This window comes from Streptomyces sp. NPDC059897 (assembly GCF_042730865.1).
Lineage (GTDB): Bacteria > Actinomycetota > Actinomycetes > Streptomycetales > Streptomycetaceae > Streptomyces.
The window spans coordinates 100,427-121,758 of record NZ_JBHWKQ010000014.1 but is presented as its reverse complement, the minus strand read 5'-3'; the positions used below and the strand labels follow the sequence as shown (position 1 = coordinate 121,758).

Below are 21,332 nucleotides of genomic sequence, written 5' to 3'. Positions count from 1 at the left end.
ACGGGCCGTGGTCATCCCGGGGCGGCGATCTCGGCGAGGGCGTCCAGGGTCGACTCGGCGTCGGCCCCACGCGCGCGCAGCACGATGGCGTCGCCGCAGCGGATGTTGAGGGTCATCAGGGACAGGACGCTGCGGGCGGGCACCTCGTGGCCGTCGTCCCGTGCGACGGTGACGTCGGCCGCGGCGCGGGCGGCGATCTGGGCGAAGGCGGTGGCAGGGCGGGCGTGCAGTCCTGCCTCCTCGGTGACCACGAGGCGGCGTTCGACGACGGTCATCGGTTGAGCTCTCCGTCCAGCAGGGCGGTCAGCCGGTCCACCAGCTGGTCCTCTTCGTCGGGGTTCATGGGGCGCGGGTCAATGGCGAGGCGGCCCGTGGCGGCGTGATGGTCCCTCAGGTACACACCGGCCGCGGCGAGTTCGGCGGCGAGGCCGGTCGCGTCCCGGCCCGCCGTCCCGGGGTCGACGGTGAGTTCGGTGCGGTGGATGTCGCGGCCCGCCTCGTCGCCGACGACGCGGGTGGTGAGGCCCGGAAGGTCCGCGAGGCGTGCGGCGAGCTTCTCCATGCGGGTCCGGTGTCCGCCGGCCTGGATGCTGCCGTATTCGCGGAGGGCTTGGACGAGGCCGAAGAGGGTCTCCTTGCCGACCTTCATCGGGCGGGCGATGCCGCCGTACTGGGCCCGGCACGCCGCCATGCGCGCGGCGCTGCCGCAGATCATGCCGGAGGTGGGTCCGCCGACGGCCTTGCCGCCGCTGTAGATGACCAGGTCGGCGCCGGTGGCGGGCCAGCGGCGCAGTTCGCCCTCGGCGGCGGCGTCGACGATGACCGGGAGGCCGTGGGCGCGGGCCACCTCGACGGTCTCGGCGAGGGACACCATGCCCTTCTGTACGGCGTGGTGGGACTGGACGTAGAGCAGGGCCGCGGTGCGCGGGCCGATCGCGCCTGCCAGGTGCTCGGCGCGCACCTTGTTCGCGGAGCCGACCTCGACGGCACGTCCGCCGCCGAGTGCGACCATCTGCCGTACGGGCGCGCCGAAGTGGACGGAGTGGCCGCGCGGCAGGATCACCTCGCAGGGGGCGTCGCCCGGGTCGGGCAGGGCTTCGATGCGGGACAGGTCGGTGCCCGCGATGACGGCTGCGACCGCGATGGCGATGCCGGACGCGGCGCCCGTGGTGGGACAGCCGTCCTCGGTGCCGGTGGCGCGGCCGATCTCGCGGCCGACGGCGGCCATCAGGTCGTCCATGACGACGTGGTGTCTGGCGGCCTCGCCCATCGCGGCGACGACGCCGTCGCTGAGGACACTGCCGCCCAGCGCCGTCATCTTGCCGCTGGCGTTGATGGCGGGCGGTGTGCCGAGGTCGTGGTGGAGAGAGTGCACGGTGTGTCCTAAGGCCAAGGGGAGGCGGTCACTTGCCGGGGATCGGGAAGAAGAGGCCCGCGATCATCGCGCCGATGATGGCTCCGCCGGTCAGCGGCTTCTGCCACTTGTAGAAGAGGGCGGCGCCGATGGTCGAGCCGATACCGACCGGCAGGGACGCGGTAGCGGCGGAGATGATGACGAGCGGGCCCAGATAGCGTCCGGCGGAGTTGCCCGCGCCCATCATCACGTCGGCGCCGAAGGTGGAGGTGCCGCCCGTCGAGTTCACGGTGGCGCGCCGGATGGCGAGGATGGCGACGCCGATCAGCGCGCCGAGGAGGGCGCCCACCGGGATGGCGAGCCAGAAGTGTTCGAGCGGTGCGGTGAATCCGGCGCCGAGCAGCATGGCGGGGATGCCGATGCCGACGCCGGTCTGCAGGGAGCCGCCGATGTCGAGGATGCCGACCATGGGCCCCTCGATGACGCGGGCGAAGAGGAAGCCGGCGCCGAAGGCGGCCGCGGCGCCGTAACTGCCGTTCTCCATACCGGCCTTGAGCATGGAGGCGACGGCGACGTCGCTGAACACGCCGGTGTGGTACACGTAATACAGGTGTGTACCGGTGAAGATGCCGGAGGCCAGGCAGGCCACGAAGACGGGGAAGGCCCATTCGGCGAGCCAGAAGCTGCCCTCCCCCGGGACCTTGCTCAGGAAGCCGCCCGTGGGCCGCCGCTCGTCCGAGCCGGAGTTCTGCGCCGGTATGCCGCCCGAGGCGGTGGTGGATGTCTCGGTCATGTCGCTGCCTGCCTCACTCGGGCTTGGTGCCGGTCACATCGTGGAAGTGCGCGAGCCAGTGCGGGACGTGCACGTTCAGCTGCTCGAGCAGGGTGAGGTCGGCGCCGCGCAGGACGGTGCTGGCCGCGAACAGCGTGATGACCACGCCTGCGAGGGACTTGGTGACCTTCGTCCAGCCCAGGTCGTCGACGCCCTTGCCGATGACGATGCCGAGCACGATGCCCGGCACGGCGTTGCCCATCACCAGGTGACCGAGGCCGCCGAGGACGGTGCCCCAGGCTCCGGTGCGCCGGCCCGCGTCGACGGCGGCCATCCAGAAGATGATCGGCATCACGGGGTTGATGAGCCACTCGGACGCGGGCCCGAGCACCTTGGCCGCGACCTCCTGCAACGAGTGCGGGATCGAGGCGGCCGTGGTGTTGAGCAGGGTGACCAGGACCATGCCGACGGCGGTACCGGTGATGGCCATGCGCCGGGGGTTGTGCAGGGTCTCGGCGAGCCTGCGGTTCTTGATCATCGCGACCGACGCGGTCCAGTGCGGCACGATGCGGTGGTCCACGTCGGAGGTGAGCGCACCGGTGCCGACCGCGCTCGACCAGGCGTTGAACAGAAAGCCCAGGCCGAACGAGAAGTGCGCGACCGGGTCGTTCTGACAGGCGTTCAGTTCGCCGAGCGTGCGGAAGGCGCCCATGCCCTGGACCTTCGGCGCGTGGAACATGCGGGCCACGCCCGCGGAGGCACCGAAGCCGATGAGTCCGCCGATGACGAGGGACTCCAGCAGGACGGTGAGGGTCTCGTTCATCGGGTCACCTCATGTGCAGGGCGTGCTGGACCGGCGACAGCCGCTCCTCGCGCACCGTGAAGTCGACGGATTCGAGGTCGAGGGAGGCCACCTGCACCTCGACGCGCAGGGTGAGTTCGAAGCGCCGCCGGGTGCGGGGGAAGAGGAGACCGAGGAAGCGTTCCGTCCAGCGGTGCTCCACGGCCGAGACGACGTCAAGTTCGAGGGGCTCGACGCGGAAGCACACACCGTCGGTCAGCTTGTCGACCGCCGACTGGACCTGGCCGATGGCGGTGGCGAACGCCTTGTCCCTGGTGGCCCCGGAGCCGGTGAGCCGCAGGGTGTGGCGGTGCTGCTTCACGAGGCGTCCTTCCCCAGCTTCTTGATGAGTGCCTCGGTGACCTTGAAGCCCAGTTCCTCGCTGTCGAGGAAGCCGAAGCCGAGGACGGTGCGGCCCTGCTCGACGGCGGTCACCCCGGCCTGCGCCGAGCGCATGCCGAACTCGATCTCGTGGCCGTACTTGGCCTTGGCGGTGACGGCTCCGGCGCCGCCGCTGCCGCAGAAGGAGATGCCGAGCGCGGCGCCCTCCGCGGCCATCACGTCGCCGACCTTCATGTCGGCGCCGGGGCCCGCGATGAGGACGGGCTCGCCGCCCGCCGCGCGTACGCCGTCGGCGACGGCCTGGCCCTTGCCGAGCCGGTGTCCGATCACGATCTTGACTGTCATGGCGGTGCTCCCTGGTGTGTGGGTCAGGCCTGCGATGTGGACTGGTGCTGGAGCTGTGCCGCCGCCTCGAAGTGCAGGGCGAGCAGCAGGACTTCGGTGTCCCCGGCGAGGAATTCGCGTGGGGCGCAGTAGGTGTCGATGAGGGTGCGGGCGGACGCGATGCGGTCGGCGCGCAGTTCGGATGCGAGTTCCGGGTCGAGCGGGTCGAGGTGTTCGACGGTGCGCACCCGGCGTACGAAGGCGAGGGCGTGCACGGCGAGGGCGAGCACCCGTGTCTCGTCGAAGTCGATCCCGGCGAGCTGCGCGTGGGCCCGCGCGAGCGGCAGGAACTCCGCCAGGTCGGCCCGGTCCTCGTCGGTGACGGGCTGCGAGGTGTCCTGGACGGCCGTCGCGAGCCGTTCGATCAGGGGCGTGCTCATTCACGGGCCTCTCGGTGGTTCGGTGGAGCGGTCGGTGTGCGGCACTCAGCCGGTGGCGGCCTTGAGGGTGTGCGGGCGTCCGGCGCGCACCGTCAGGGCCGCCTCCAGGTGGGTGTGGGTGGTACGGGTGTGGCCCTCGGCGTCGGTCAGGGCGAGCGGGCCCTCGGCGAGCCTGAGCAGTGTCAGGTCGGCGGCGGAGCCGACGCACAGGGTGCCCAACTCCTCGTCCAGGCCGAGGACTTGTGCGGGGTGCAGCGTGGCGCACCGGATCACCTGGTGCGGCGAGAGGCCGAGGGCGAGCAGTTTGTTGAGCGTGGTGACAAGGGAGTGCACCGGTCCCTCGACATTGCCCACGTGCACATCGGTGCTGATGGTGTGCGGGGTGAAGCCCGCGGCGAGGGCCCGCTCGGCGGTGACGAGGCTCAGGCTGGCGCTGCCGTGGCCGACGTCGAGGCGCACCCCGCGTGCCACGGCCCGGCGCGCGGCGTCCTCGCTGCCGAAGAGGCCGCCGGGCTTGCCGTGGAAGGCGTGCGTGACGACATCGCCCTCGCCGAGCAGGTCGAGTACGTCGGCGAGGCGCGGCGGCTCGTTGCCGACGTGCACCATCACCGGCCGCCCCACCCTTGCGGCGACCCGCTTCGCGGCCTTCAGGGGCGCGAGGCCGCTGTCACCGAGGACGGAGGAGCTCATCCGCACCTTGATGCCGCGCACCCGGTCGGGGTGTTCGCGCAGCAGCTTCTCGGTGGCGGCCTCGTCGATGTCGCCGGGGCCGCCCGCGAGTTCGGTGCGGCCGTGGACGAGGCCGTGCCGGGAGATGTTGAGCCAGCTCAGTACGCGGGTCGCGGCGGCCTCGACAACGTTGCCCTGGAAGTCGTCCCAGTGGTCGCTGCCGCAACTGCCCGCGTCCACCACGGTGGTGACACCCTGCTCGACACCGACCCTGTCGGCGGGCACACCGAGGGAGGTGCCGGGTGCGTAGACGTGGGAGTGCAGGTCGATCAGGCCGGGTGCCACGAGCAGTCCGGTGGCGTCGACGCGCTCGTCCCCGACCAGCGTGCCGGGCTCCCCCGTCGCGGCGATCCGGCCGCCCCGCAGGGCGAGGTCGCCGGCGTAGGGCTCGGCGCTCAGCGGGTCGGCCAACAGCCCGCCCGAGACGACGACATCGAATCGTTGCGGACCTTCGCAAGGAGCTGCGTGCACGGCCATGGACGGCGACCTTTCCCCGGCATGAGAGTGGTGCGTGTGACGACGGACGCAGCGCGGCGCGGCAGGCGCGTCACCGCTGCTGGACACCCGAGTTGAAGACCCGAGTTCGTTCCGTGGAGTAGAATGGCGTTCCGCTCGGCGGATCGAGTGGAAACATAGCCCGCGTCTCCTCGGAGGGTCAATGGAAGCGAGCAAGCCCGCGAATTCCGTCGTCAAGGCGCTGCGAGTGCTGCACGCGGTGGCGCGTGCGGACGGACCGCACCGGCTCGGCGACATCGCGGAGCGCTCCGGCGTCTCCAAGGCCAGCACGCACCGGGTCCTCGCCACGCTCGTCGAGGAGGGGTACGCGGCCGCCGACGGCGAGGGCCGTTACGGCTGCGGCAACCAGCTGCGGGCGATGGCCGCGCAGGTGCTCGCGGACGACGCGGTGGGCATCGACGCCGTGCTGCGCGCGCTGCAGCAGCGGCTCGGGCAGGCGGTGCACCTGGCGGTGCCGAGCGGGGACCACGCGACGTACACGCACAAGGTCGACCCTGGGCACGCCTACCGGATCGCCACCGACGTCGGGGCCCCGCTGCCGCTGCACGCGACGGCCGCGGGCAAGGCGCTGCTGGCCCATCTGCCCGCCGAGGAGGCCGCCGCCGTCCTCGATCGCACCGGTCTGCCCGCCCGTACCCCGCACACGCACACCGACCGGGCGGGCCTCGTCGAGGAGTTGGCGGCGATCCGCGATGCCGGGTACGCCACCGACTACGAGGAGGCGGACGCGTCGATCTGCTCGATCGCCGCCCCGGTCCTCGACGCGGACGGCACTCCGGTCGGTGCCGTCTCGGTCTCCTCGCTCACCTTCCTCGTCACCGAGGAGCAGCTGGCCGGGTTCGCCCCGGCGGTGCGGCAGGCGGCCGAGGACGTGTCACGCCGCCTGTGACGACACACCAGGGCCCCTCCGCGCCAGGTGCGGAGGGGCCCGTGGTCACGGCGGGGTCAGGCCGCGCACCCGCACTGGCCGCAACACCCCAGCCAGCGGCGCAGGGCGGCGTGCACGGCGTCCGGGAGCGAGCTGAGCTGCTCGATCGCCTCCGTGTCGCCGGGCGAGGGGGCGACGCCCGACGCGGTGAGCACCGCGTGCAGTTCGAGGCGCCGCATGTCCTTCGGGTCCACCCGGGAGGGCAGCCGGTCCACCCGGGAGGGCAGGCGGTCCGCCGGGTTCGGCGGGGCGAGCAGCCAGTCGTCGGCCCAGTCGATGGCACGGATCTGCTCGTCGTCCAGCCCGGTCGTGATGGTGTGCATGCCGGCCTCCTTGGTGGCGTACGCCGTTGTCTCGAAGGCAGAGAGACATCGGGGCCGCGCGCCGGTTGCAGCCGGAACCGAGGATCACACGAAGGGCGCAATGCACGGGTTATCACGCATTCCCGGCCTCTTCCGCCGGACCTCCCTCGTCGAGGAAGAGCTCCAACTCCCGCTCCATCGCGCCGTGATCGGCCTCCGTCCCGAAGGGCACGAGGGCGTGACTGCGCTCCAGGTAGGTGAGCAGCGCGCGGTGCCCCATCACGAAGCGGACCGGCTCACCGGCGGAGCGGACCTCGATCTCCACGCTCAGCGGCGCGCCCTCCTGGGCGACCGGCCGTACCGTGACGTCACCGATGCCCGCCGCGCCGGAGAGGCCCGCCGAGAGCAGATCGCGGGACAGTACCCAACTCCCGCCGCGCGCCCGGTTCCCGGGAACGACGACGCGGACGACCAGGGGGTCGTCCGCGCTGTACCGCAACTGAACCTCGCACGCGAGCCGTTCGCCGTCCGGGTAGGCGAGAACTCCCGTCGCCAGCGCCTCCAGGCGCCCATGCGTGTGCCGCTCGTCAGGGCTCACCCTGACCCACCTCATCCCTGCCGTCGCACCTGTGCGGGAGCGCTCGTCACTCCTTGCCCCGCCCCCGGCGGCACCGCCCGGTACGTGGGGTCGCCCGGCCCATCACCGCTCCCGCCGGACTGTGCTGTCATGCCATCGCCCGAAAAGGGCGACATTCCAAACCTTAGGCCAAGGGGTATACACCGAGTGGCATATGCGCGAATGCCCCTGCGGCCTTCACAACCAGTTCGACGTGCGGGGCGGGCACCGCAGAAACGTTCGACCGCGCCGCTCCCCCGCGAGGCCGGTCAGACGTCGTCCTCCGCTCCGGGCAGGTGGGTGTCACCGTCCGACCAGTGGTTGATCCAGCCACATGCGCCGCACGCGTAGCGGCCGTTGATGCCCGCCACCACGGTCCCGCAGCCACCGCACTGCTTCTCGGTGACCTGCTGCCCGGAGAGGAAGGCGGCAGCGGCCACTGCCGTCTCCACGTTCTGGTCATGCGACACGTCCATGAGCCGCCCCTACCCAGCCGGCTCCGGCTCAACATCCCTGGGGCACATTCTGTTCGGTACGACTTACCGTCCGGTATACGTGAACGGCACACGCGTCCACGGTCGCGCGTCCCCCGTCGTGCGTCCACCGTCGAGCCCTGGGAGGCCCCATGCCCACGTCCGCCCGGATCCGAGCCGGATCCGTCGTCGAGGACTTCACCCTGCCCGACGAGACGGGGGCACCCACGACCCTGTCGTCCCTGCTCTCCGAGGGGCCGGTCGTGCTCTTCTTCTACCCGGCCGCGCTCACCCCCGGCTGCACCGCAGAGGCCTGCCATTTCCGGGATCTGGCGGCCGAGTTCGCGGCGGTCGGCGCGCGCCCGGTGGGGATCAGCTCCGACGCCGTCGAACGCCAGCGGGAGTTCACCCAGCGGCACACCCTCGGGTTTCCGCTGCTTTCGGACCCGGAGGGCGAGGTGCGCCGGCGGTTCGGGGTGGCGCGCGGGTTCGGGCCGCTGCCGACCAAGCGCGCCACCTTCGTGATCGGCACCGACCGGCAGGTGCTCGAGGTGGTCCGCAGCGAGTTCAGGATGAGCGCGCATGCGGACCGGGCCCTCGAGGTGTTGCGTACGAAGGCGGGCTGAGGGCCCGCCTCCGCTACCGCCGTCCGCGTACCAGCAGATACACGAAGTACGGCGTGCCGACGACGGCCGTCATCAGGCCCGCGCCCAGCTGGGCCGGGGCGATGACGGAGCGGCCCAGCAGGTCCGCGACGCAGACGAGGGCAGCGCCGAGGAGCATCGATACGGGCACGACACGCACGTGCTTGCGCCCGACCAGGGCGCGGGCCGCGTGCGGCGCGACGAGGCCGACGAATCCGATCGTGCCCGCCGCCGCGACCGCCGTGGCGCTGAGCAGCACGCTGAGCATCAGGAAGCCGAGACGTCCGCGGGCGAGGTCGAGGCCGAGCAGCCGGGGCGTGTCCGCGTCGAGGGAGACGAGGTCGAGCTCCTTGCGCCGGGCGACCGCGATGACGGCGCCGACGACGAGCACGGCCGCGACCGGCAGCACGTCGGAGAAGCCGCGCCCGTACGTCGAGCCCGACAGCCACACCAGGGCCTTGGTCGCGCTGAACCGGTCGGTGAGCACGATCAGGAGGCTGATCAGGGCCGCCGTCCCCGAGGCCGTTCCGATGCCGACCAGGACGAGGCGGCTCTGCTGGAACCCGCCCTTGGCCGCGAGGCCGAACACGACGGCGGAGGTGGCGGCGGCGCCCGCGAACGCCGCGCCGGCGATGCTCCACGAGTCCGCGCCGGGCACGGTGGTGACCAGCAGCACGGCGCCGAGCGCGGCGCCGCCGGACACCCCGAGCACGCCGGGTTCGGCGAGCGGGTTGCGGGTCACGGACTGCACGAGGGTGCCGGACAGGGCGAGCGCGGCGCCCGCGCACAGCGCGGCGAGGACGCGCGGCACCCGGGTGTCCAGGACGAACGTGATGGCCTGACCGGCCTGTCCGCCCGCCCAGTTGGCGACGTCGCCGAGGAGCAGGGTGCTGTCGCCGAGGAGGACGCCCGCGACGGCCGTGCCGACAAGGACCGCCGTCAGCGCGGCCACGGTGACCGCGAAGACCTTGCGGCTCGGGATGCGCATCCGGTCCGGCTGCGCGGCGGCGTCCCCGTCACGCAGGCGCAGCGCCATCACGACCAGGAACACGGCGCCGACGACGCTGGTGACCACGCCGGTCGGCACGGTGACCGCCACCTCGGGGGAGGTCACGGCGCGCAGCAGCAGGTCGGAGCCGAGCACGAGCGCGGCGCCGACGAGGCCCGCGACGGGGATGCGCACCCGGTGCCGTACGAGCGAACGCACGCGGCGGGCCACCGGCCTGACCAGGGCCGGGGCGCACAGGCCCACGAAGCCGATCGGTCCCGCGAGGGTGACGGCGGCCGCCGAGATCAGCGCGGCGAGCACGACGGCGGTGACACGGGTGCCGCGCACCGGGATGCCGAGGCCGCGCGCCGCGTCGTCGCCGAGGGCCAGGCCGTCGACGCGGCGGGCGAGCAGCACCAGGCCGATGAGCGCGGCGACCACGATGGGCGCCATGCGGGCCACTCCGGCGAAACCGTTCTGGGCGATGCTGCCCTGGTTCCACTGGTAGAGGCCTTCGGTCTGTTCGGGGAAGAGCAGGATCAGCGACTCGGTGACGGCGCCCAGGCCGAGCGCGAGGGCGCTGCCCGCGAGGACCAGGCGGACGGTGGTGGCGGCGCGTCCCGCGAGGCCGAGCACGACGGCGGCCGCGGCGAGTCCGCCGACGAAGGCGACGGCGGAGGACGCGAACACGGAGGCGGTCGCGCCGGTGGTCGCGAGCACGCCGAGCGCGAGGTACGAACCGGCGTTGACGGCGAGGGTGTCGGGCGAGGCGAGCACGTTGCGGCTGACCGCCTGGAGCACGGCGCCGGCCGCGCCGAGCGCCACGCCGACGAGCAGCCCGGCCACCATGCGCGGCAGCCGGGAGGCGACGACGACGGAGGCGTCGCCCGCCTCGGCCTGCCCGGTGAGGGCCTGCCACACCTGATGGGCGCCGACGTCGGCCGTGCCGTAGGTGATGTCGGCGACGGCGAGCACGGCGACGAGCAGCACGAGCCCGGCCGTCACCCCGACGGCGCCGAAGGACGGCGCCGTCAGGGTGCGAGAAGGTGCGGTGACGGCCACGTGCCTACTTCTTCGTCAGGGCGGCGACGACGCCGTCGATGTACTGCTCCATGGACTTCGGGCCGCCGAACAGCCAGGTTCCGTCGGGCAGTCGGTGCACGTCGCCCGCCTTCACGAAGGGCAGCGACTTCCACACGGAGTTGTCGGCGAGGTCCTTGGTGAAGACGTCGGAGCCGCCGGCCTTCTTGTTGCCGATGTACGTGAACCGCACGTCGTCGCCGAGCCCGGTGAGGCCCTCGACGTCGGTGGTGGCGAGGCCGTAGTCCTTGTCGCCCTTGACCTTCCAGGCGTTCTCCAGGCCGAGGTCCTCGTTGACGGAACCGAGCAGGGAGGCGCTCGTGAAGGCGCGTACGGAGACCTGGTTGGAAGCGGAGTAGCCGTCGGCGGTGGCGATCCTCGTGCCGTCGGCGCCCGCGTCCTTCAGGGCCTTCTTGCCCTCGGCGAGCTTCGACTCGTAACTCTTCTTGGCCGCCCTCGCCTCGTCCTCCTTGCCGGTGGCCTTCGCGAGGGTGTCGAGGGTGTCGAACATCGTGCCGACCTGGTCGGCGCCGTCGGCCGACTTCACCTGGAGCACCGGGGCGATCTTCTTCATCTGCTTGACCGCGGAGGCCGACAGGTCGGTCGTGGCGACGATCAGGTCGGGGGTGAGGCCCGCGATGCTGTCCATGCTGGGCTCGCCCCGGGTGCCGACGTCCTTGGGCGAGTTGGTGAGCGGTGCGGCGGTGTCCCAGGCCTTGTAGCCCTTGACGTCGGCGACACCGGCGGGGTCGACGCCGAGCGTGACGAGGGACTCGACGACGTTCCACTCGGTGCCGACGATCTTGGTGGCCGGCCCGTCGAGGGTGACCTTGGAGCCGTTGGCGCCGGTCAGGGTGATCGGGTCGGCGCTGCGGTTGGGGTCGGTCTGCGTGGGCTCGGAGCTGCCGCAGGCGGACAGCACGAGGGCGGCGGCAGCGGCGCTCGCCGCGGCGATCAGGGGGCGTCTCATGAGGTGCTCTGGAGCCTTTCGCTTCTGCTGTGGTGACGGCCTATCGCGCGGGTGCGCAGCCGTCCGGTGAAGGGGTCGGTGTCGACGTCGACCCGGATGCCGTACGTCTCGGTGAGGCGCTCGGAGCGCAGGACCTCCTCGGGGGCGCCGTCGGCGATGACGCGGCCTTCGCTGAGCAGCGCGATCCGGTCGGCGACGGCGGCGGCCTGGTCGAGGTCGTGCAGGACGACGCCGACGGCGATCCCGCCGTCGTCCGCCAGGTCCCGCATCAGGTCGAGGAGTTCGATCTGGTAGCGCAGGTCGAGGTAGGTGGTCGGCTCGTCGAGGAGGAGCACACCCGTCTGCTGGGCGAGACAGCTCGCCAGCCACACGCGCTGCAACTGTCCGCCGGACAGCTGGTCGACACCCCGCTCCGCGAGCGCCTCGACCCCGGTCATCGCGAGGACCCGTCCGACGACCTCGGTGCCGTCGGGATCGGCCTGCCCCCACCGTCCGCGGTAGGGGTAGCGGCCGAACTCGACGACGTCGCGCACGGTCAGCCCGCCCGGCGTGGGCCTGCTCTGGGTCAGCAGCGCGACCCGGCGGGCGAACTGACGGGCGGTGAGGTCGAAGCCGTCGGCGGCGTCGGACGTTCCCGCGTCGATGCTGAGCGTGCCGTGCCGGGGCTTTTGCAACCGGGCCACGGTTCGCAACAATGTCGACTTGCCGCTGCCGTTCGGTCCGACGAGGGCGGTCACTTCGCCGGGCTTGAGGACGAGGGCCGCGTCGTGCACGACGTCGACGCCGTCGTACGACACGGTCACGTGCTCGGCCGACAGTTCGTGACCGCGCGGACGAGGGGCGCTACCTGCGCGTTCACCAGATCTCACGTGCCGAAGGTTAGCCTAACCTTACTGATCAGGGAACCCTGGGGCCGGCCCACCGATCGGCGCCGATCAGGAATGGATCTCTCCTGCGGGGTAGTCCGACAGGGCAGCTCGAACCGCTCGAAGTCCGAAGGGAGACACGCACCATGGCTCTGCGGAGCAACCCGAAGTACACCATCCCCGGCCTCGCCGTGTCCGAGGCGGGCGAGCTCATCGACATCCTGCAGCTGCGCCTGCACGCCCTCAACGATCTGCACCTCACGCTCAAGCACATCCACTGGAACGTCGTGGGACCGCACTTCATCGCGGTGCACGAGATGATCGACCCGCAGGTCGACAAGGTCCGCACAATGGCGGACGAGGTCGCGGAGCGGGCCGCGGCGCTCGGCGGCGTCAGCCACGGCACGCCCGGCGTGCTCGTCTCCGCGCGGACCTGGGAGGACTACAGCGTCGGCCGGGCGGACGCCATCGCCCACCTCGGCGCCCTCGACATCGTCTACACCGGCCTCGTCGAGGACGTCCGCAAGGCGGTCGAACGGACCGGCAGGATCGACCTGGCCACCCAGGACCTGCTCATCGGGCAGCTGCGCGAACTCGAGAAGTTCCAGTGGTTCGTCCGTGCCCACCTGGAGACGGCGGGCGGCGCCCTGCGCACCGGCGACGCCGACACCGAGACGGAGGCGGCACACCAGGCCGTACGGTGAGGACCGCGGACCCGATCGTGTGACTGCGCCCCGCCGGTGCGCCCGGCGCGCCACCCGGTGTGCCTACCGTGGGAGTTCGTCAATCGTTGAGCCGACGCGGCACAGCGCCGCGTCGGCCGTGAGGAGCTCTCATGTCCGACGAAGAGCCACAGCGCACACGGAAGTTGGGCGTCGAGATGCGGCAGGTGTCGCTGGACGACGGCAGCGTGATGACGATCGTGTGCGACGCGGGACTGTCCGAGGCGGATGTGCGCTCGCGGGCGACACGGATCGCGGAGGACAACCGGCGGCAGTAGCGGGCCCGGGGGGTCTTTGCCCGCGAGGCGTTCTGGCCGAGAGGCGCTTTTGCCTGAGAGGCAAGCAAAATGCCAGCGCTTCAACATTTTGTTTATGATCACCGGGTCCCCGCTCCCCCCCTGCCCGGAGATCGCATGTCCACGCCCCCGTCCGCCGTCCCCCGCCCTCACCCCTTGCACGCGCTGCGGGCCACCGTCTTCGCCATCGGTGCCCTCCTCGTGCTCGTCGGTGTCGGCGTGCTGCTGCGGCAGCCGCTCCTGATACCCCCGCTCGCCGCGAGCGCCGCCCTGGTGCACGGCGCGCCCGGGCTGCCGATCTCGCAGCCGCGCAACCTCGTCGGGGGCCAGCTGATCTCCGCCGCCATCGGGTTCGCGACGCTCGCGGTCACCGGGAGCAACGGCTGGGGCGCTGCAGTCGCCGCGGGGCTCTCGCTGGGCGCGATGATGCTCACCCACCTCTCCCACTCCCCCGCGGCCGCCACGGCCGTGATCGTCGTGCTGCAGGCCCCGCACCCGGTCCCCTTCCTCTCCCTCCTCGCCCTCGGCACCGCGCTGCTCGTCCTGATCGGGCTGCTGCCGGCCAGGATCGGCGGACACCCGGTCCGCTATCCATTGAGCTGGTGAGCCGTCGGCCGTAGCTGTTAGTGTTCTTGGACCTTTGGCGTATATGAGGAGAACGAACATGGCGGTGGACGACGACATCTCCGGGTGATCACCCGGCTCTGACAGGCCAGCGGACGGTGCGCGGATGCATCGCCGGTGTGGCCTCACAGTCGTCCCCTCTTCCTGTTCCGGGCAGCCGTATCGGCCTGCCCGTCTCCCACGCGAGGTCTCTTCCGTGTCCGACGCTTCCGTCGTCTGCTCGAACCTGTCCTTCTCCTGGCCCGACGACACCCCGGTGTTCGACGGTCTGTCCTTCTCCGTGCCGTCCGGCCGCACCGGGCTCGTCGCCCCGAACGGCGCGGGCAAGAGCACACTCCTCAAGCTGATCGCCGGTGAGCTGACACCCACCGGCGGCTCGGTGACCGTGCACGGTGTGCTCGGCCACCTCCCCCAGAACCTGCCGCTGGCCGGCTCGCTCAGCGTGGCCGAAGTGCTCGGCGTCGCCGACATCGTCCGCGCCATCGACGCCGTCGAGTCCGGCGACGTCGACGAGGAGCACTTCACCGTCATCGGCGACGACTGGGACATCGAGGAACGCACCCGCGCCGAGCTCGACTCCCTGGGCCTCGGCGCCCTGGACCTCGACCGGCGCCTCGACACGCTCAGCGGCGGCCAGATCGTCTCCCTGGGCCTGGCCGCCCAACTGCTGCGCCGCCCCGACGTGCTGCTCCTCGACGAGCCCACCAACAATCTGGACCTCGACGCCCGGCACCGCCTCTACGACGTGCTGGAGCGCTGGAACGGCTGCCTGCTCCTGGTCAGCCACGACCGCGCGCTCCTGGACCGCATGGAGCGGATCGCCGAACTGCACCACGGCGAACTGCGCTGGTACGGCGGCAACTTCACGGCCTACGAGGAGGCGGTGGGTGCCGAGCAGGAGGTCGCCGAGAAGAACGTGCGCAACGCCGAACAGGAGGTGAAGCGCGAGAAGCGGGAGATGCAGCAGGCCCGCGAGCGCGCCGAGCGCCGTGCGAGCAACGCCGCGCGCAACCTGAAGAGCGCCGGACTGCCGAAGATCTTCGCCGGGACCATGAAGCGGGGCGCCCAGGAGTCCGCGGGCCGGGCCGGGCAGACACACGCGGCACGCGTCGGCGACGCGAAGGCGCGGCTCGACGAGGCGGAGCGCGCCGTGCGCGACGATCCGCGCCTCGTCCTCGACCTGCCCGACACCAAGGTGCCCGCGGGACGCACCCTCGTCCTGGCCGAGCACGCACAGGTCCGGCGGGGTGACCAGGATCTGTTCGCCGCCGAGGGCGTCGACTTCGCGGTGCGCGGCCCCGAGCGGATCGCGCTGACGGGTCCCAACGGGGCGGGGAAGACCACCCTGTTGCGGCTCGTGAACGGCGATCTCCAGCCGAGCGGTGGCAGCGTGAAGCGGGCCGACGGCCGGATCGCCTATCTGTCGCAGCGCCTCGACCTGCTCGACCCCGAGCGCACCGTCGCGGAGAACTTCGCCGCGTTCGCGCCGGGGCGCCCGGAGGCGGAGCGGATGAATCTGCTGGCCCGGTTCCTGTTCCGCGGCCCGCGCGCACATCTGCCGGTCGGGGTCCTCTCGGGCGGGGAACTGCTGCGGGCCACCCTGGCGTGCGTGCTGTGCGCCGAGCCTGCGCCGCAGCTGCTGCTCCTCGACGAGCCGACGAACAACCTCGACCTGGTCGGCGTCGGCCAGCTGGAGAGCGCGCTCGCCTCGTACGAGGGCGCGTTCATGGTGGTCAGCCACGACGAGCGGTTCCTGGCCCGGATCGGGGTGGAGCGCGGGCTGCGGCTCGCGGACGGGCGGCTGACCGAGGTGGGGGCCCCTGAGATGTGATCCGCCGGCGTGACGACATGGCCCGCCCCGAGGCGTACGCCCGGCGGGCCTCACCGCTCCTCACGTCGAACGGAACACACCTCATGCCCCAGCCCGCCCTCATCGCCCGCGACCTGACCCGCACCCTCGACACCCGCCGCGTCCTCGACGGTGTGTCGCTCACCGCGGCGCCCGGCCGCCGGATCGGCCTGATCGGCGAGAACGGGGTCGGCAAGTCGACCCTGCTGCGCCTGCTCGCCGGGGTCGACACCCCCGACTCGGGCAGCGTCGTACGCCCGCCCGACCTCGGCTTCCTCCAGCAGGAGGCGCCCTACGACAGCACGGCCACGATCGCGGAGGTGCTGGACGACGCGCTGCGCGAGACCCGCGCCGAACTCGCCGAGCTCGACCGGCTCGGCGCGCGGCTCGCCGATACACCGGAGGACTCCGACACCTACCCCGAACTCCTCGACGCCTACGGCCAGTTGCTTGAGAGCGCCCAGGAGCACGAGGCGTGGGACGCGGACCGGCGAGCCGAGATCACCCTGGCCGGTCTCGGCCTCGGCGCGCTCGCGCACACCCGCACCCTCGGCTCGCTCTCCGGCGGCCAGCGCGGGCGGCTCGCCCTGGCGGCGCTGCTCGTGCGCCGTCCCGCCGCGCTGCTTCTCGACGAGCCGACGAACCATCTCGACGACGACGCGGCGCTGTTCGTGGAGGAACAGGTGCGGGCACTGCCCGGCGTGGTGGTGCTCGCCAGCCACGACCGGGCGTTCCTCGACGCCGTCTGCACGGACCTCGTCGACCTCGACCCGGCGGTGGACGGCCCCGTGCGGTTCGGCGGCGCCTACAGCGCCTACCTCGCTCAGAAGCGGGCCGAGCGGGAGCGGTGGGAGCGCCGGTTCGCCGAGGAACAGGAGGAGTTGGTGGCGCTGCGGCACGCGGCGGGTGTCTCGGCGCGGCGTGTCGCCCCGGACCGCGGCCCGCGCGACAACGAGAAGATGGGCTACGGCGTCCGCGCCAACCGGGTCCAGAGCCAGATCTCCCGCCGGGTCCGCAACGCCACCCGGCGCCTGGAGGAGCTGGAACGCAACCAGGTCGCCGCGCCCCCGCCGCCGCTGCGTTTCCGGCCCGACCGGCTCGCCGCCATGTCCGGTGACGACATCGACGACGAGCCCCTCGTGTCCCTGCGGGCGGTACGAGTCCCCGGGCGGCTGACACTGGACCGGCTCGACGTGACACCCGAGGACCGGCTCCTGGTCACCGGCGCCAACGGCAGTGGGAAATCGACCCTGTTGGCGGTCCTGGCCGGTCTGCTGCCCGCGCGGGGCGAGACACGGCGGCGTACCGGCCTGTCCGTGGGGATGCTCGCCCAGGACTCCGTGTTCACGCGCCCCGGGCTGACGGCCCGGGACACGTACACACGGGAACTCGGGTCCGCGCGGGCCGAGGCGGTGCCGTTGGCGGACCTCGGTCTGCTGGCCCCGGCCGATCTCGCCAAGCCCGTGGGCCGGCTCTCGGTCGGTCAGCGGCGCCGGCTCGCGCTCGCGCTGCTCGTGGCGAACCCGCCCGAGCTGCTGCTGCTCGACGAGCCGACGAACCATCTGTCGCCCACGCTGTGCGACGAGTTGGAGGACGCGCTGGGCGCGGGCCCCGGCGCCGTCGTCGTCGCCTGCCACGACCGCTGGCTGCGGATGCGCTGGAAGGGCCGCGAGATCCGCCTTGCACCGGGCGCGGCCGACGGGTGACCGTGCGGGCCTACCAGCGGTCGCGGTGCACCACGTCCGCGACGGACCTGCGGCGCACCGGGCCGAACCGGCCGAGCGGCCACCCGATCGGGATGGCGGCGAACGTCCGCATGTCGTCGGGGATGCCGAGCGCGGCCTTCCACTCGTCCTCCAGCATCAGGTGCCAGATGGTGATGTTGGCGGCGAGGCCGAGGCCGCGCGCGGCGAGCAGCAGGTTCTGCACGCCGGGGTAGACGCAGGAGCCCTCCGCGAGCGCGGCGAAGCGATCCTGCGTGCTCGCCATCGTGGCGGCCGCCTCGGGGCCGAGCGCGGTGACGGAGGCAAGCAGCCCTTCCTCGTCGACGCGGGGCGGCGGGAACTGGTAGCAGGGGATGACGAGCGCGGGAGTCTCGGCGAAGTGGTCGCGCTGGTACTCGATGGCGGCGACCATCCGCGCGTACGCCGCCTCGTCCATGCCCTCGGGCGCGTGTTTGCCGGTGGTCGCCAAGTAGGCGTCCACGCAACGCTTCCACAGCGGGGCCAGCTCGGCCATGACCGCCGGGTCGGTGACGATGACGTACTCGTAGCGCTGCATGTTGCCGCCGCTGGGGCCCCAGACGGCCGCCTGTATGAGCCGGTCGAGCAGTTCCTCGGGCACGGGTTCCGGGCGCAGCCGGCGCATGGCGCGCATCGTGGACATGGTGTCGAACAGGGCGGGCGCGTCCGTGTCCGCGGGCGCGTCGGTGGGTGTGCTCAGGTCAGTCATGATCATGAGTCTAGGGGTGTCGATCCGGCCAAAACACCCTCGGATTTCACGCATCCTGCGAGCCGAAACACCTAGTTAACCTCGCAGTCACCTTTGCACAGTTAACCTATCTCTTGACCTTCAGTTGACCGTACGTTGACGAGTTCTTGGCGAGAGAGGCGTGAGGGGGGAACATGTCCCGAGGTGGGAAGAAGCGCTCAGTGGTGGCCCTTCTGGTCGCCGTACTGCTCGCGCTTCCCCTGCCCGCGTCCGCACAGGCGTTCGCGCCCGCACACACCCCGGTCGTGACCCCGGCCGAGGTGCGGGCGTGCACCGGCGAGGTGTCGGCGCCCCAGGGACCGGCCGAGGTGATCCGCGGCCGCGACCGGCACCGGACGGCAGCACGCACGGGCCAACTCCCGTACCTGTGCGCCCAGTCACCGGCGCCCGAAGCGCCCTGCGCGCACGCACACACCTCCTCTCGCGCCTCGTACACCCGCCCGGACAGATCCATCGACGAACTGTCAGCGGCTTCGCTCCAGGTGTTCCGCTGCTGACAGGACCAGCTGTTCCGACCTGTCCTGCCCGTCCGACGCGCCATGCAGGCGCGCCAGGAGGAATCACCACACATGCAGCCCCTCATCGACAACGCCCGTACCTTCGGCTCGCGCCCTGAGGAGTTCGCCAGTCACGCCGACGGCCAGTCCCCGCAGGTTCTCTTCATCACCTGCTCCGACTCTCGCGTCGTGCCGGCCCTGATCACGGGCGCGCGCCCCGGTGAGCTGTTCGAGCTCCGCACCGCGGGCAACATCGTGCCCCCGTACACCAGCGGCAGCCCCAGCGGGGAGACCGCCACCATCGAGTACGCCGTGGAAGTCCTCGGCGTCCAGGACATCGTCGTGTGCGGGCACTCGCACTGCGGGGCGATCGGCGCGCTGGTGCGCGGCGACGACCTCGCGGCCGTGCCCGCCGTCCGCGACTGGCTCGCGCACGCCGCGGACGAGCCGGGAGCGTGCGACCCGGCCGATGTCACGGTCTCCGCGGCCGTTCAACAGCACGTCCTCGCCCAGCTGCTGCGGCTGCGCTCCTATCCGTGCGTGGAGCGCCGGCTCGCCGAGGGCAGCCTCACCCTGCGCGGCTGGTACTACGAGGTGCACACCGGCGGCGTCCGCGAACACCGCGTCGACACCGACGCGTTCGAGACTCTGTGAGCGCCGCCATGACAGACACCACCCCCCACACCCCCACACCCGGACCCACGTCCAAGTTCCCCCACCTCAAGGCGGACTTCACCGCCTCGCTCGTCGTGTTCCTGGTGGCACTGCCGTTGTGCGTCGGTGTCGCCGTCGCCTCCGGTGTGCCCGCCGAACTCGGCCTGATCACCGGCATCGTCGGCGGAATCGTCACCGGACTGATGCGCGGCAGCAGTCTCCAGGTGTCCGGTCCTGCCGCCGGTCTCACCGTGCTCGTGTACGAAGCGGTACGCGAGTTCGGCCTTCCCATACTCGGCGTCATCGTGCTGGCCACCGGCCTGCTGCAGATCCTCATGGGCGTACTGAAGGTGGGCCGATACTTCCGGGCCATCTCGGTGTCGGTCGTCGAGGGCATGCTCGCGGGCATCGGCCTGGTCCTGATCGCCGGTCAGATGTACTCGGTGCTCGACGCCAAGGCTCCGGAGTCGGGGCTCGGCAAGATCGCGGGTCTTCCGGAGGCGTTCTTCGACGCCCTCGGCAGCACCCGTGCGCTGGCCTCGCTCGCCCTGGGCGCCGGGACCGTCGCGGTCCTGGTGTTCTGGAAGTACATGCCGCGAAAGGCCCGCGTCGTGCCGGGTCCGCTCGCCGCGGTGGGTCTCGCGATGCTGGCGGCGTTCGTGTTCGACGCGCCCGTCGCCATGGTCGAGGTCAACGGCCTGCTCGGTTCGATCCAGCCGCCGCCCCTCGACGCGTTCGGTGAGCTCGCCGCCGTCGGTGTGCTCGGCACGATCGTGGCGTTCACGCTCATCGCGTCCGCCGAGTCGCTGTTCAGCGCGGCGGCCGTGGACCGGATGCACGACGGTCCGCGCACCCAGTACGACAAGGAACTGCTCGCGCAGGGTGCGGGCAACGCGGTGTGCGGTGTGCTCGGCGCGCTGCCGATGACCGCGGTGATCGTGCGCAGTTCGGCCAATGTGCAGGCGGGCGCCAAGACCAAGGCCTCGCGTGTCATGCACGGCGTGTGGCTGCTGCTGTTCGCGGCGCTGCTGCCCGCACTGCTCGCGTACATCCCGATCCCGGCGCTCGCGGGTGTGCTCGTGCACGCCGGGGCGAAGCTGGTTCCCGTACGGGCGCTGGTGCGGCTGTGGCGCGAGCATCGCGGTGAGGCGCTGATCCTGGTCGTCACCGCGGTGTCGATCGTGGCGGTCAGCATGTTCGAGGGTGTGCTCATCGGGCTCGCCCTGTCGGTCATCAAGACCGCCTGGGACGCCTCGCACGTGAAGCTGGAGGTCATAGACAAGGGCGCGGGCCCGATCCAGGCCCACCTGACGGGCAATGCCACGTTCCTGAAGCTGCCGAAGATCCTCGACAGCCTGGAGGCACTGCCGCAGAACCGCCCCGTGGAGCTGAACCTGTCCGGAGTCCACCACCTGGACCATGCGTGCCGCACGGCCCTGGAGAACTGGGCGGAACGGCACAGTTCGGCGGAGACGGAGCCGGTGAAGGTGACACCGGCCTGATCGGTTCGAGCGCATCGGCCCCGACTCCCGTGTCCGGCACGGGAGTCGGGGCCTTCGCATGTCTCAGTCGATCACCGCGGCGACCGCCTCGACCTCGACGAGCTGGTCCGCGTAGCCGAGCACGGTGACACCCATCAAGGTGCTCGGTACGTCATGGTCGCCGAAGGCGTCGCGTACCACCTGCCACGCTGTGACCAGGTCCTCCTGCCGCGTCGACGCGACGAGGACGCGGGTGCTGATGACGTCCTCGAGGACCGCGCCGGCGGCATCGAGGGCGACGCGCAGGTTCGCGACGCACTGCGCCGCCTGACCTGCGTAGTCACCCACCGGGACGGTCGACCCGTCCTTCGCCAACGGGCAGGAACCGGCGAGGAAGACGAGCCGCGCCTCGGCCGGCGCGGTGGCCGCGTAGGCGTACTCGGCGACATCGGAGAGTGCGTCGGAACGGATCAGGGTGACGGCGCGGGGCACGGGGTTCCCTTCGGACGGGTGCGGCGGGCGGTCATCGTGCCA

Annotated in this window: 26 protein-coding genes; 10 read left to right on the top strand and 16 right to left on the bottom strand. The window is 71.9% G+C overall.

Features of this window, described 5'->3' with window-relative positions:
* Positions 1-11 precede the first annotated feature (11 nt).
* Genes ACFV9W_RS18095 through ACFV9W_RS18060 form a run of 8 tightly spaced genes read right to left on the bottom strand, consistent with a single transcriptional unit; the run spans position 12 to position 5,279 of the window.
* Positions 12-275, bottom strand: a complete 264-nt coding sequence (locus ACFV9W_RS18095) for an HPr family phosphocarrier protein (RefSeq protein WP_385761680.1) — start codon at positions 273-275, stop codon at positions 12-14.
* Positions 272-1,375, bottom strand: coding sequence for a DgaE family pyridoxal phosphate-dependent ammonia lyase (locus ACFV9W_RS18090; protein ID WP_385761678.1), 1,104 nt, complete (start codon positions 1,373-1,375; stop codon positions 272-274). The genes ACFV9W_RS18095 and ACFV9W_RS18090 overlap by 4 nt, the downstream gene beginning before the upstream one ends.
* A 28-nt stretch (positions 1,376-1,403) precedes the next feature.
* Positions 1,404-2,147 (bottom strand): DUF4310 family protein, encoded by a 744-nt coding sequence (locus ACFV9W_RS18085; RefSeq protein ID WP_385761675.1) that lies wholly within the window; start codon positions 2,145-2,147, stop codon positions 1,404-1,406.
* 13 nt (positions 2,148-2,160) lie between these two features.
* Positions 2,161-2,949: a DUF4311 domain-containing protein gene (locus ACFV9W_RS18080; RefSeq protein WP_385761673.1), complete on the bottom strand. Its 789-nt coding sequence runs from the start codon at positions 2,947-2,949 to the stop codon at positions 2,161-2,163.
* A gap of 4 nt (positions 2,950-2,953) precedes the next feature.
* Positions 2,954-3,289 (bottom strand): DUF4312 family protein, encoded by a 336-nt coding sequence (locus ACFV9W_RS18075; RefSeq protein ID WP_385761670.1) that lies wholly within the window; start codon positions 3,287-3,289, stop codon positions 2,954-2,956.
* Positions 3,286-3,654 (bottom strand): SFCGS family glycine-rich protein, encoded by a 369-nt coding sequence (locus ACFV9W_RS18070; RefSeq protein ID WP_385761667.1) that lies wholly within the window; start codon positions 3,652-3,654, stop codon positions 3,286-3,288. The genes ACFV9W_RS18075 and ACFV9W_RS18070 overlap by 4 nt, the downstream gene beginning before the upstream one ends.
* A gap of 23 nt (positions 3,655-3,677) precedes the next feature.
* The gene (locus tag ACFV9W_RS18065; protein WP_385761664.1) at positions 3,678-4,073 is read right to left on the bottom strand and encodes a hypothetical protein; all 396 of its coding nucleotides are present in this window, start codon (positions 4,071-4,073) and stop codon (positions 3,678-3,680) included.
* Between the two features lie 45 nt (positions 4,074-4,118).
* Complete coding sequence (locus ACFV9W_RS18060; RefSeq protein ID WP_385761661.1) at positions 4,119-5,279, bottom strand: amidohydrolase/deacetylase family metallohydrolase; 1,161 nt, start codon at positions 5,277-5,279, stop codon at positions 4,119-4,121.
* Positions 5,280-5,460: 181 nt separating this feature from the next.
* Here ACFV9W_RS18060 and ACFV9W_RS18055 point away from each other — a divergent pair, with 181 nt between their 5' ends.
* Positions 5,461-6,207, top strand: a complete 747-nt coding sequence (locus ACFV9W_RS18055) for an IclR family transcriptional regulator (RefSeq protein ID WP_385761658.1) — start codon at positions 5,461-5,463, stop codon at positions 6,205-6,207.
* Between the two features lie 56 nt (positions 6,208-6,263).
* Here ACFV9W_RS18055 and ACFV9W_RS18050 read toward each other — a convergent pair whose 3' ends face one another.
* From ACFV9W_RS18050 to ACFV9W_RS18040, 3 genes are all read right to left on the bottom strand, one after another.
* Entirely contained in the window at positions 6,264-6,569 is a 306-nt protein-coding gene (locus ACFV9W_RS18050; RefSeq protein ID WP_385761655.1) for a hypothetical protein, read from the bottom strand.
* Positions 6,570-6,681: 112 nt separating this feature from the next.
* Positions 6,682-7,146: an SsgA family sporulation/cell division regulator gene (locus ACFV9W_RS18045; RefSeq protein WP_385761652.1), complete on the bottom strand. Its 465-nt coding sequence runs from the start codon at positions 7,144-7,146 to the stop codon at positions 6,682-6,684.
* Positions 7,147-7,433: 287 nt separating this feature from the next.
* The gene (locus ACFV9W_RS18040) at positions 7,434-7,640 is read right to left on the bottom strand and encodes a hypothetical protein (protein WP_306321985.1); all 207 of its coding nucleotides are present in this window, start codon (positions 7,638-7,640) and stop codon (positions 7,434-7,436) included.
* Between the two features lie 149 nt (positions 7,641-7,789).
* On the opposite strand from ACFV9W_RS18040, the gene ACFV9W_RS18035 reads away from it, so the two are divergent.
* Complete coding sequence (locus ACFV9W_RS18035) at positions 7,790-8,263, top strand: peroxiredoxin (RefSeq protein WP_385761648.1); 474 nt, start codon at positions 7,790-7,792, stop codon at positions 8,261-8,263.
* A 13-nt stretch (positions 8,264-8,276) separates the two neighbouring features.
* On the opposite strand, the gene ACFV9W_RS18030 is transcribed toward ACFV9W_RS18035, so the two are convergent.
* The 3 genes from ACFV9W_RS18030 to ACFV9W_RS18020 are packed head-to-tail and all read right to left on the bottom strand — an operon-like array spanning position 8,277 to position 12,188.
* Positions 8,277-10,331, bottom strand: a complete 2,055-nt coding sequence (locus ACFV9W_RS18030) for an iron ABC transporter permease (protein ID WP_385761647.1) — start codon at positions 10,329-10,331, stop codon at positions 8,277-8,279.
* Between the two features lie 4 nt (positions 10,332-10,335).
* Positions 10,336-11,319 carry an ABC transporter substrate-binding protein gene (locus ACFV9W_RS18025; protein ID WP_385761645.1) on the bottom strand — a complete coding sequence of 328 codons (984 nt, stop codon included), beginning with the start codon at positions 11,317-11,319 and terminating at the stop codon, positions 10,336-10,338.
* Positions 11,316-12,188, bottom strand: coding sequence for an ABC transporter ATP-binding protein (locus ACFV9W_RS18020; protein WP_385761642.1), 873 nt, complete (start codon positions 12,186-12,188; stop codon positions 11,316-11,318). Before ACFV9W_RS18020 ends, ACFV9W_RS18025 begins: the two co-directional genes overlap by 4 nt.
* A gap of 143 nt (positions 12,189-12,331) precedes the next feature.
* Here ACFV9W_RS18020 and ACFV9W_RS18015 point away from each other — a divergent pair, with 143 nt between their 5' ends.
* The 5 genes from ACFV9W_RS18015 to ACFV9W_RS17995 all read left to right on the top strand — a co-directional run bounded on the left by ACFV9W_RS18015 (position 12,332) and on the right by ACFV9W_RS17995 (position 17,382).
* Positions 12,332-12,889 (top strand): Dps family protein, encoded by a 558-nt coding sequence (locus tag ACFV9W_RS18015; protein ID WP_385761639.1) that lies wholly within the window; start codon positions 12,332-12,334, stop codon positions 12,887-12,889.
* Between the two features lie 131 nt (positions 12,890-13,020).
* A complete protein-coding gene (locus tag ACFV9W_RS18010) occupies positions 13,021-13,185 on the top strand; it encodes a hypothetical protein (RefSeq protein WP_385761637.1) in 165 nt (54 codons plus the stop codon).
* A gap of 135 nt (positions 13,186-13,320) precedes the next feature.
* Complete coding sequence (locus tag ACFV9W_RS18005) at positions 13,321-13,809, top strand: HPP family protein (protein WP_385761635.1); 489 nt, start codon at positions 13,321-13,323, stop codon at positions 13,807-13,809.
* 214 nt (positions 13,810-14,023) lie between these two features.
* On the top strand, positions 14,024-15,658 hold the full coding sequence (gene abc-f, locus ACFV9W_RS18000; protein WP_385761632.1) for a ribosomal protection-like ABC-F family protein: 1,635 nt from the start codon (positions 14,024-14,026) through the stop codon (positions 15,656-15,658).
* 83 nt (positions 15,659-15,741) lie between these two features.
* Complete coding sequence (locus ACFV9W_RS17995) at positions 15,742-17,382, top strand: ABC-F family ATP-binding cassette domain-containing protein (RefSeq protein ID WP_385761630.1); 1,641 nt, start codon at positions 15,742-15,744, stop codon at positions 17,380-17,382.
* Between the two features lie 10 nt (positions 17,383-17,392).
* Here ACFV9W_RS17995 and ACFV9W_RS17990 read toward each other — a convergent pair whose 3' ends face one another.
* Entirely contained in the window at positions 17,393-18,127 is a 735-nt protein-coding gene (locus tag ACFV9W_RS17990) for a nitroreductase family protein (RefSeq protein ID WP_385761628.1), read from the bottom strand.
* Positions 18,128-18,300: 173 nt separating this feature from the next.
* Between ACFV9W_RS17990 and ACFV9W_RS17985 the strand changes: the two genes are divergently transcribed.
* From ACFV9W_RS17985 to ACFV9W_RS17975, 3 genes are all read left to right on the top strand, one after another.
* The gene (locus tag ACFV9W_RS17985; RefSeq protein ID WP_385761625.1) at positions 18,301-18,663 is read left to right on the top strand and encodes a hypothetical protein; all 363 of its coding nucleotides are present in this window, start codon (positions 18,301-18,303) and stop codon (positions 18,661-18,663) included.
* A gap of 72 nt (positions 18,664-18,735) precedes the next feature.
* Positions 18,736-19,317, top strand: coding sequence for a carbonic anhydrase (locus ACFV9W_RS17980; protein WP_385761623.1), 582 nt, complete (start codon positions 18,736-18,738; stop codon positions 19,315-19,317).
* A gap of 8 nt (positions 19,318-19,325) precedes the next feature.
* Positions 19,326-20,819 carry a SulP family inorganic anion transporter gene (locus ACFV9W_RS17975; protein ID WP_385761620.1) on the top strand — a complete coding sequence of 498 codons (1,494 nt, stop codon included), beginning with the start codon at positions 19,326-19,328 and terminating at the stop codon, positions 20,817-20,819.
* A gap of 63 nt (positions 20,820-20,882) precedes the next feature.
* Here ACFV9W_RS17975 and ACFV9W_RS17970 read toward each other — a convergent pair whose 3' ends face one another.
* Positions 20,883-21,290, bottom strand: coding sequence for a RidA family protein (locus ACFV9W_RS17970; RefSeq protein WP_385761617.1), 408 nt, complete (start codon positions 21,288-21,290; stop codon positions 20,883-20,885).
* Positions 21,291-21,332 lie beyond the last annotated feature (42 nt).

Coding starts and splice junctions, on each gene's coding strand:
- ACFV9W_RS18095 (WP_385761680.1), bottom strand. CDS start 275: ATGACCGTCGTCGAACGCCGCCTCGTGGTCACCGAGGAGGCAGGACTG.
- ACFV9W_RS18085 (WP_385761675.1), bottom strand. CDS start 2,147: ATGACCGAGACATCCACCACCGCCTCGGGCGGCATACCGGCGCAGAAC.
- ACFV9W_RS18080 (WP_385761673.1), bottom strand. CDS start 2,949: ATGAACGAGACCCTCACCGTCCTGCTGGAGTCCCTCGTCATCGGCGGA.
- ACFV9W_RS18070 (WP_385761667.1), bottom strand. CDS start 3,654: ATGACAGTCAAGATCGTGATCGGACACCGGCTCGGCAAGGGCCAGGCC.
- ACFV9W_RS18065 (WP_385761664.1), bottom strand. CDS start 4,073: ATGAGCACGCCCCTGATCGAACGGCTCGCGACGGCCGTCCAGGACACC.
- ACFV9W_RS18060 (WP_385761661.1), bottom strand. CDS start 5,279: ATGGCCGTGCACGCAGCTCCTTGCGAAGGTCCGCAACGATTCGATGTC.
- ACFV9W_RS18055 (WP_385761658.1), top strand. CDS start 5,461: ATGGAAGCGAGCAAGCCCGCGAATTCCGTCGTCAAGGCGCTGCGAGTG.
- ACFV9W_RS18050 (WP_385761655.1), bottom strand. CDS start 6,569: ATGCACACCATCACGACCGGGCTGGACGACGAGCAGATCCGTGCCATC.
- ACFV9W_RS18040 (WP_306321985.1), bottom strand. CDS start 7,640: ATGGACGTGTCGCATGACCAGAACGTGGAGACGGCAGTGGCCGCTGCC.
- ACFV9W_RS18035 (WP_385761648.1), top strand. CDS start 7,790: ATGCCCACGTCCGCCCGGATCCGAGCCGGATCCGTCGTCGAGGACTTC.
- ACFV9W_RS18025 (WP_385761645.1), bottom strand. CDS start 11,319: ATGAGACGCCCCCTGATCGCCGCGGCGAGCGCCGCTGCCGCCGCCCTC.
- ACFV9W_RS18015 (WP_385761639.1), top strand. CDS start 12,332: ATGGCTCTGCGGAGCAACCCGAAGTACACCATCCCCGGCCTCGCCGTG.
- ACFV9W_RS18010 (WP_385761637.1), top strand. CDS start 13,021: ATGTCCGACGAAGAGCCACAGCGCACACGGAAGTTGGGCGTCGAGATG.
- ACFV9W_RS18005 (WP_385761635.1), top strand. CDS start 13,321: ATGTCCACGCCCCCGTCCGCCGTCCCCCGCCCTCACCCCTTGCACGCG.
- ACFV9W_RS17995 (WP_385761630.1), top strand. CDS start 15,742: ATGCCCCAGCCCGCCCTCATCGCCCGCGACCTGACCCGCACCCTCGAC.
- ACFV9W_RS17990 (WP_385761628.1), bottom strand. CDS start 18,127: ATGACTGACCTGAGCACACCCACCGACGCGCCCGCGGACACGGACGCG.
- ACFV9W_RS17985 (WP_385761625.1), top strand. CDS start 18,301: ATGTCCCGAGGTGGGAAGAAGCGCTCAGTGGTGGCCCTTCTGGTCGCC.
- ACFV9W_RS17980 (WP_385761623.1), top strand. CDS start 18,736: ATGCAGCCCCTCATCGACAACGCCCGTACCTTCGGCTCGCGCCCTGAG.
- ACFV9W_RS17975 (WP_385761620.1), top strand. CDS start 19,326: ATGACAGACACCACCCCCCACACCCCCACACCCGGACCCACGTCCAAG.